At 67.6% G+C, this 8377-nt stretch carries 7 protein-coding genes and 2 pseudogenes; 5 read left to right on the top strand and 4 right to left on the bottom strand.

Annotated elements, in window-relative coordinates:
* A partial coding sequence (locus ABZS37_RS32510) for a non-reducing end alpha-L-arabinofuranosidase family hydrolase (protein WP_355175402.1) occupies positions 1-1328 on the bottom strand: 1328 nt, incomplete at its 3' end.
* A 366-nt stretch (positions 1329-1694) separates the two neighbouring features.
* Between ABZS37_RS32510 and ABZS37_RS32505 the strand changes: the two genes are divergently transcribed.
* Positions 1695-2681 (top strand): class I SAM-dependent methyltransferase, encoded by a 987-nt coding sequence (locus ABZS37_RS32505; protein ID WP_355175400.1) that lies wholly within the window; start codon positions 1695-1697, stop codon positions 2679-2681.
* 31 nt (positions 2682-2712) lie between these two features.
* Here ABZS37_RS32505 and ABZS37_RS32500 read toward each other — a convergent pair whose 3' ends face one another.
* Both ABZS37_RS32500 and ABZS37_RS32495 read right to left on the bottom strand, forming a co-directional pair.
* Entirely contained in the window at positions 2713-3213 is a 501-nt protein-coding gene (locus tag ABZS37_RS32500; protein WP_355175398.1) for an anthrone oxygenase family protein, read from the bottom strand.
* A gap of 6 nt (positions 3214-3219) precedes the next feature.
* The gene (locus ABZS37_RS32495; RefSeq protein ID WP_355175396.1) at positions 3220-4059 is read right to left on the bottom strand and encodes an NAD(P)H-binding protein; all 840 of its coding nucleotides are present in this window, start codon (positions 4057-4059) and stop codon (positions 3220-3222) included.
* Positions 4060-4131: 72 nt separating this feature from the next.
* Here ABZS37_RS32495 and ABZS37_RS32490 point away from each other — a divergent pair, with 72 nt between their 5' ends.
* Together ABZS37_RS32490 and ABZS37_RS32485 are read left to right on the top strand one after the other, a co-directional pair.
* Positions 4132-5070 (top strand): AraC family transcriptional regulator, encoded by a 939-nt coding sequence (locus ABZS37_RS32490; protein WP_355175394.1) that lies wholly within the window; start codon positions 4132-4134, stop codon positions 5068-5070.
* Positions 5071-5594: 524 nt separating this feature from the next.
* A pseudogene (locus ABZS37_RS32485) lies at positions 5595-5720 on the top strand (kinase); the annotation flags it as partial.
* A 21-nt stretch (positions 5721-5741) separates the two neighbouring features.
* On the opposite strand, the gene ABZS37_RS32480 reads toward ABZS37_RS32485, so the two are convergent.
* Complete coding sequence (locus ABZS37_RS32480) at positions 5742-6395, bottom strand: hypothetical protein (RefSeq protein ID WP_355175392.1); 654 nt, start codon at positions 6393-6395, stop codon at positions 5742-5744.
* A 100-nt stretch (positions 6396-6495) separates the two neighbouring features.
* On the opposite strand from ABZS37_RS32480, the gene ABZS37_RS32475 reads away from it, so the two are divergent.
* Together ABZS37_RS32475 and ABZS37_RS32470 are read left to right on the top strand one after the other, a co-directional pair.
* The gene (locus ABZS37_RS32475) at positions 6496-7122 is read left to right on the top strand and encodes a helix-turn-helix domain-containing protein (RefSeq protein ID WP_355175390.1); all 627 of its coding nucleotides are present in this window, start codon (positions 6496-6498) and stop codon (positions 7120-7122) included.
* Between the two features lie 937 nt (positions 7123-8059).
* A pseudogene (locus ABZS37_RS32470) lies at positions 8060-8377 on the top strand (hypothetical protein); the annotation flags it as partial.

Genomic DNA, 8377 nt, shown 5'->3' with positions numbered 1-8377 from the left:
CTGGCGGCCTGCGGGGTCCACGAACCACCCAGGCTGGTGGCGGTGAAGGAGCGGAAGTAGCGGCCCTGCGACCCGATCGCCTCGACGATCATGAGATAGCGGGTCTGCCCCTGGAGCTTGTAGACCTGCACGGCTTCGAACAGGTTGTTCGTCGTGTCGCTCATGATGGTCGTGTAGTTGCTGCCGAAGCTGCCCGGGAAGTTCCCGATGGGCATGCTGGCCCGGTAGATCTTGCCGTTGTCGCCGGCGAAGAACAGGTACATGTTCGTGCCGTCACCGATGACCGCCTGGTCGATCGGTCCGGTGCCGGAGCCGGAGATGCTGCCGGTGAACAGCGGCTGCGCCGATGACCAGCCGTTGGCGTTCGTCGGGTCACTGGAGGTCCGGTAGGAGAACGCGGTCGGACCCCACTGGTAGGCGAGCACCCAGATGCTGCGCGGCGCGAAGTAGAACAACGACGGCGCGACGGTGCCTGAGTTCATCGCGTTCTGACTGGCCGAAGCCATCTCCGAATAGTTCGTGAACAGACCGAAGTTCATCGAACCCCACGACGAGCCGAAGTCGTGCGTCGTGGCGTAGACGAGCTGCCGACCGTTGTACGGAGCCACGGTGAAGTCCTTCAACGACACCCACCCCGACCTCGGGTTCGCCAACGAACCCGTCGACGACCAGCGGTACGTCGAAGGAAGATCGCACGTGCCCGACGGCGGCGGGGTCGTGGGCGGCGGTGTGGTGGGGTTGCCCCCGCCGTCGACGCGGACGAGTTGCCACTGCTGGTTGCTGCCGTTCCAGTCGTCGTACTGCACGATGTTTCCGCCGTCGGCGGTCGAGGCGCCCTGCACCTCCATCACCTTGTTGCTGTTCCGGTTGATCAGCCGCACGTAGCCGCTGTCCGAGTCGGCGAGCCGGAACTGCTGGTTGGACCCGTTGCCGTCGGTCCACTGCACGATGCTGCCACCGTTGGCGGTGGAGAAGTTGTAGACGTCCAACACCTTGCCGGACAGCCGCGACTTCACCCGGTAGTAGCCACCGCCGGAGTCCACGAACTGCCACTGCTGCTGGTTGCCGTTGTTCCGGGCCCACTGGGTGATCCGCGCACCGTCGTTTGTGGCCAGGTTGTACACGTCCAAGGCCTTGCCACTGTTGCGGTTGATCAACACATACCAAGCGCTCGTGTCGACCGTCGCCGCGGCGGCTGGCGACGACACCACCGCTGCGGCAGCGCCACCCACCACCATCGCCATCGCGCCAGCGGCGAAGAACCGCAACAACCACCCACGCCGCCGCGAGGGCGGCGCGATCGATGGAGACGTATCAAGGACAGACATGATCCTCCTTCAATGACCAAGAGCCGAACGGCCTACCCATCGATGGGTGCACCGCGACGCGTGGCTGGGCGCATGCATCGGAAAGTTAGCGCTAACAAGACGTCTGCATGGCCTGGCGCACGCCTGATTCGAGGTCGACGAAGCAGGCTCGCCCGGGAAGCCAGAGGTGTCGTCGTCCTTAGCCATCGACTGTGAGCGATAACATGCCGTTCGTCAAGACGTAATCTTTCCGGAACATCGGCTGCTGCCTCGCCGCAACTCTCGGCGCGACGGACGCTCACCGACTCTCCGCAGGCAGCAGCCCTGGTGACGGCTGGACGCTTGGGAAGGTTGGCGCCTGGGTGGCACTAACATCGATGTTCGCGCATGGCCACCGGCCTGAAATGGCGCCTTGCCGCAGCACCGACTGCTGGGTCGACCAGGATCGAGACCGGGCTGCGCCCGGCCGGATCCGGGCACCGCGAGGCATCTCGTCCGTGCAGCTCCGTTCACACAGGCACCTTGTGCGGCGAGGCGACGACAAATATCGTCACGATGTATCGGTCCGATACATCGGGCGGCACTGACGGTCGCCTGGTCAACACGGGAGGTGCGATGAGGTCGATCGACTACGACACGGAGCAGCACCAGGACTACGCGCGTGGGCGCGCGCTCACCCAGCAACAACTACAGGTATGGATCAGCGCCTTTGCAGAGGTGCTGCCCGAGCGACGTCCGCTGGTGGGGCTGGACGTCGGCTCAGGGACCGGCAGGTTCACCCCTGCGCTGGCAGGAGCATTCGGGCCAGTCACCGGCGTCGAACCGTCGGTCCGCATGCGCGAGATCGCGCAGACGCAGCCCCAGCATCCCGGTGTGCGCTATCTGGCAGGCACCGCCGAGGACATGCCAGTGCCGTCCGACAGCGCCGACTACGCCCTCATGTTCCTGTCCTGGCACCACGTCCAGGACAAGGTCCGAGCAGCCCAGGAGCTGACCAGGGTGCTCAGGCCCGGCGGGCGGCTGCTTCTGCGCGCGAACTTCAGCGACCACCATCCCCGGCCGTGGTGGCTGGGGCACTTTCCCCGCGGTTACGAGGTGGACGCCTCGCTGTTCCAGCCACTGCATGAGGTCATCGAGATGTTCACGTCGATCGGCTGGCGCGTTGCCAGCTTCGGCACCGTCACCGAGCCGTCCTCGGGCACCTGCGGTGACATGCTCGAACGGCTGCGCCTGCGTACCCTCTCGTTCTTCGCGCAGCTCAGCCCCGACGACCTGGAGGTCGGCTTCCGCCGCCTGGAGCAGGCCGTCGCCGCAGATCCCGACGCACCGTCGCCTGTGTTCGCTGAGCCGCTGCTCACGCTCGAACTGCGCTGATGCGGCAGACCTTGCCGTCCCGGCTGCTGGCTCAAACGGTGGTACGGCCGTAGACGATCAGAGCCCAGGTGAGGCAGCCGAACGCGGCCGTGTTGGCCAGCGCGCGGACGATGTTCCAGGCGACCCAACTGGATTCAAAGTGCTCGCGTACAGCTGCGAGATCGGCGATGTGGCCGGGACTGCCGGCCGACGCGAGCTTGTCGTTGAGCGGGACGTTGACGGCGGCCGTGATGATGAACATCGCCAGGTACAGAGCGAGCCCACCGATGATCCACGGCAGCGCCGGGCGGCCTTCTCCGCGCCAGGCCAGCAGAGCCGACAGCGCCGCGAACACCAGTGCGCCCAGGAAGCCCAGCATGAACCAGCCGTTGACGATGGTCACGTTGATCCGCTGCATCGTGTCCACGAACGTCCGGTCGTCGGCCCCTTTCAGGGCGGGCATGACCGCGTAGGCGAAGGCGGCGAACAGCCCTGCCATGAGTCCGGTGGTGATGGTGGCGGCGATCAGCGACACGTGCTGCGCAAGTCTCATGGTGTCCTACCCTCTGTCCCAGATACCGGTGGCGGCGGTGGCGGTGGCGTAGGCGGCGAAGTCGCGGGGCGGCCGACCCAGGGCGCGCTGAACCCCGTCGTCCAGATGGGCGTTGCGCCCGTCCAGCACGGTCGTGAACAGGTACATCAGCAGCTCCACGACCCCGGAAGGCGTGCCCTCCGCGGCGAGCGCCTCCGCATAGTCGTCGGGGGACACCTGAACGAATTCGATCCGCCGGCCCGTCGCTGTGGAAATCTCGGCGCTCGCCTCGGCGAAGGTGAGCAGCCGGGGGCCGGTCAGCTCGTAGATCTGCCCCGCGTGCCCGTCCTCGGTCAAGGCCGCAACCGCCACCTCGGCGATGTCGTCGGCGTCCACGAACGGCTCGGGCACGTTCCCGACGGGGAGGACGATCTCGCCGCCCAGCACCGGCTCCAGCAGATAGTCCTCGCTGAAATTTTGGCTGAACCAACTGGACCGCAGGATCGTCCACTCGACCCCGGCGGACTGGATGAGCTTCTCGCTGGCTTGCGCCTCCTCCTCACCCCGGCCGGACAGCAGCACCAGCCGGGAAACCCCGGACGCCACCGCCAGCTCAGTGAACGCGCCGACCGTCTCGGGTGCGCCCGGCACCGCCAGGTCCGGGTAGTAGGACACATACACCGTTCCGACGCCCTGCAGCACCGGCGCCCAGGTCGCCCGGTTCGCCCAGTCGAAGGGCTGCGCAGCGGAGCGGGAACCCGCCCGAACGGGCACTGCGCTCTCCTGCAGCCGCTTCACGATGCGGCGGCCAGTCTTGCCGGTCCCGCCGAGCACCAGGATCGTGTTCCGCTCTCGTTCGTTCGTCATAGCGATCATTGAAACGCAGCGGTGTGAGACTGTGGATAGCCAAGGCGCGCGATTCTGTGTGTAATCGTCTACATGGACGCAGTCGTCAGTCTCCTCGACGGACCTCGAGCCCGGGGAGCATTCCTCCTCCGCTCGGTCCTGACCCCACCCTGGTCGATACGGATCGAGGACCAGGCGCCGCTCACCCTGGTGGCCATGGTCCAGGGGGACGCCTGGGTCGTTCCCGACGAGGGTGCGTCCGTACAGCTCAGTCCAGGCGACCTGGCGATCATTCGTGGCAACGACCCGTACACCGTCGCCGACGAGCCGGCCACGGCACCGCAGGTCGTCATTCATCCAGGCCAGCTCTGCACCACCCCCGACGGGCAGGAACTGCCCGAGATGATGGAGCTGGGCGTACGCACCTGGGGCAACAGCCCGGACGGCCCGACAATGCTGCTCACCGGCACCTACACGATGCGGGGCGAGGTCAGTCAGCGGCTCCTGAGCGCACTGCCGCCGCTACTGGTCGTCCCGGGCGACTCCTGGGACTCCCCGTTGGTCCCGCTGCTGGCCACCGAGATCGTCAAGGACGACCCCGGCCAGGAAGCAGTCCTCGACAGGCTGCTCGACCTGCTGCTCATCGCCGCGCTACGCGAATGGTTCGCGCGACCTGCGGCCAAAGCCCCCGGTTGGTACAAGGCGCACGGTGACCCCATCGTCGGCCGGGCTCTGCAGATGCTCCACAACAACCCGGCCCAACCCTGGACCGTCGCGTCGCTGGCAGCCAAGACCGGGGTCTCCCGGGCGGCGCTGGCCCGCCGCTTCACGGCGCTCGTCGGCGAATCGCCCATGTCGTACCTCACCGAGTGGCGGCTGGCCCTGGCAGCCGACCTGCTCCGCGAGCCCGGCGTCACCGTCGGCGCCGTCGCCCGGCACGTCGGTTACGGCAGCTCCTTCGCCCTGAGCACGGCCTTCAAACGCATCCGCGGCGTGAGCCCACGGGAACACCGCTTGGCCGCCCGAACGTAGCGGGCCATCGGTATCGAGGCGGTGGTGCCCGACGGCACGGCCGCGAACCACGTCAAAGCGCTCGCGGGCGAGCACCAGTGATCCGGAGCGGAAATGCGCAGAAAGAAGCGCCCCTCCAGTCGATCGAGATCGATCGCCGTAGGGGCGTTTCGCAGGTCATGACCTGCTCGTGCGATACGCCCGAAGGGACTCGAACCCCTAACCTTCTGATCCGTAGTCCGAACCCGTCAGATGCTCCCTTCGCTGCATAACCGTTGCCTCGCGCGTATCGGTGAGTGCTGCTGTGTGCCGAAACTAGCGGCTGAGTATCTGCTGGTCAGGGCGGTGCCGTGAGCGGGATGCGACATCGCGCGAGGCGACGATCGGCCGCGCGGGACGTGCTGTGGTGGTTCTGTCCCGAACGTGCTGGTCATGCGCCGAACATCCGAGCACCACCGGAGCACCGTAACGGCTGGTAACCCCCGGCAGCCGGCCATAGGTCGCGCTACAGCGTCGGCAGGCGATCCGCCCGGACAGCTACAACAACGTACGACGTCCTGGGGTGGCCCGGCGAGCTCGTCCTGCCCGAGACCACCTCCTCGGCGCAGACGGTCGACCGCATCGCCACCGCCGCCGGCCTGCCGTTGACCGATCGCGACGACGACCCGCTCAGCCGGCGTCCTCTCCCATCGTCAGCTCGCGAGGGAGTCGAGCCAGTTCGAACGCAGTCGCAATGCGCGCTCGGTGCTGCCCACGACCGCTGCGACTCCGGCGGCGATGTTCACCGCGGGCGGGATGCGTACCGGAAGATCGAAGGTGCCGAGGGAATCCGCAATGGGCGGAGCTTGTGAGATCGTCTCGACGAGTTGCGGCACGGCCACGCAGATCCCGACGAACACGAGCAGCGTCGAGACGACGCCGACGACGCGACTCAGCCCGGGGCGGGTGTGGTGAAGGTGGGCGCGCCGACCCTCGGCGGAAGCGGGATGGGGGACCAACGGCACCGCGGTGCCGTTGGTCCGCACGAAGTGGCACCGTTGTAGACCGAAGGTGCCGACGGCGACCTCGATACGCCCGCCCGGCACGGTGAAGCGAGCCGGCACCGTCGAGAACGCGAACAGCGCGCCGTCGAGGTAGAGGCGCGCGCGTACCGCGCCGTCGTCGCGATCGCCCAGCTGACGGACGTCGACCGCGTAGGTCTGTGTGGTGCCGTTCGGCGCGCGCAGCGTCAGTGTGCGTACGGATCTACTCAGCAGCTGCCACCAGCGGAAGCGCGGGAGCGGCTCGCCGTTGCCCGGGCGCACGCGCCGTGCCGCGAGCCGGTTGCGCCATCCTTCGAGGGCCACCTGAAAACCTCCTGTCTTCGATCACCGAATTACTAGTACGCTGTGTTACTCAATCGAATCTAGCACGTTGTGATAGAACCTGTGGTGAGGAGGTCCGACGATGCCTGACCGGCGAACGAGACGAGACACCCGCGACCGGATCCTGGTCGCCGCGGCGACGATGCTCGGAGAGGACCCGACCGCTCGGCTGAGCGTCCGAGCGGTCGCCGCGCGGGCAGGCGTCAGCACGGGGTCGCTCCGCCACTTCTTTCCGACCCAGCTAGCACTCATCGACGCCGTCGTCGCCGGCGTCTACGACGTCGACATCCCCGGCGATCCCATCCTCGACACCGCGCTAGCACCCGCGGAGCGCCTCGTCGAGTGCCTGCGACAGCTGCTCGCGCAGGTGGGAACCGGAGATCGGGCGCGCGAGTACTGGCGCGGGCTCCACGAGACCTACATGACGTCCGACCTGACGGATGACGACGTCGCGGCATACCGTTCACTCGAGCGGCTGGGCCTGTACCGCATCGAGCGATGGCTTACCGTCCTCGCCGGCGAAGGGGTGATCCCGGCGAACGACGTCGAGCGGCGCGCACGGTTTCTGGCAACCGTCCTGAACGGCCTCTTCGCCGAGCGCGCGCTGCCCACCGACGCCCTGCGACTCCGCTTCGAGACCGACACCCTCCGCCTGGCCGCCGACGCCGTCACGACCGGCAGCACCGGGGCCGAGCGGTCCGAGCACTGAAGCGCCCGACCCGGCGACGCGACGACCCGCGAAGGCCGCGCTCGACCGTCCGGTCGAGCGCGGCCGACTCGAATCGCTCGGAGTTGTGGCCTCAGGTCCTCAATCTCGCAGTCGGGTGAGGCGGCCGGCGATGTCGGCGGGAAGACCCCTCGTGTCGCGGTGAGTCGTCAGCACCATTCGGAGTGACCCGACGTGCGTGACGACGCCCAGAATCTGTTCGTCACGGACCTGCGTCGTCATCGTCGGTCCCCAGATCGCGACCGCTGACGACGTACCGGGCTCGGATATCCCCACATTGGTGATCTCCAGGTCGGCCGTCGTGGCCGCCCGGCAGGGGACGGCTGCGGCTCGGACTCCGCCGAGGTCGGCGAGCCGGTGCAGGCAGTCAGCAACGCGAGCACCGCCGCAGCAGCGCCACCGGCGCGGGCGGTGCTGCGCGCGGGAGCGGGTGAGGCGGACCGGTCCGCGGTTGGACCGGCGTCGAACAAGGCCATGGAGAACTCCGAATTCGTTCTATGCGTCTACGTTCCCAGACGAAACACCCGGCCGTAGCGGCACACTCAACCCCGCACGGAGTGTGATGTCGTCGATCACGCCCGGAAATGATCCCGCCCCCTCGCACGCGGTGTGTCCGCCGCTGTGGCGTCCTTCCGGAATCGTCCGCGGAGAGCCTGCCGGGTCCCGGCTTGACCGTGCCCCTGCGGCACAGGCTTGGCTTGTGTCACATGTCGCTTCCCATCACACCGTATTAGTACGGTGTGATAGCGTTGCCACTAGCACAGCGTATTAATGAAGCTGCGACGGCGAAGGTGGACGAAGGAAAGTCATCACGCCTTCGGCCAACATCGCCGCCGCGGCCACGAGGATCCGTCCCCGCGAGCCGGTACCCGTGTGGTTGGGGCCGAGCCCGCCGAGGGCGGGTCGAACGGAGGCAAAAATGGCGCGAAGACGACGCATCGCCCTGACGGGAATGCTCGGCATGGTCGGTGCCCTGGTGGCGGTGATTCCGGCGGCGGCCGGGGAGCCTGCGGCGACGAAACCGGCCGCGGGATTGGCGTGGGTGGCATGTCCGGAGGACGTGGTGGTGCCGCCGACGGTGCAGCTGCCGTTGCAGTGCGCGAAGGTGCCGGTCCCGTTGGACTACGGCGACCCCGAGGGGACCCAGATCGAGCTCATGGTGTCGCGGATCGCGAGCACGAAGCCGGAGAAGCGACGCGGCGTGCTCATGCTCAATCCGGGCGGGCCGGGCGGCACC

It is taken from the genome of Micromonospora sp. NPDC005413 (assembly GCF_040606435.1).
Classification (GTDB): Bacteria; Actinomycetota; Actinomycetes; order Mycobacteriales; family Micromonosporaceae; genus Micromonospora.
Note: the sequence above shows the minus strand (reverse complement) of the source record. Positions and strands in the feature narration are given on the sequence as shown.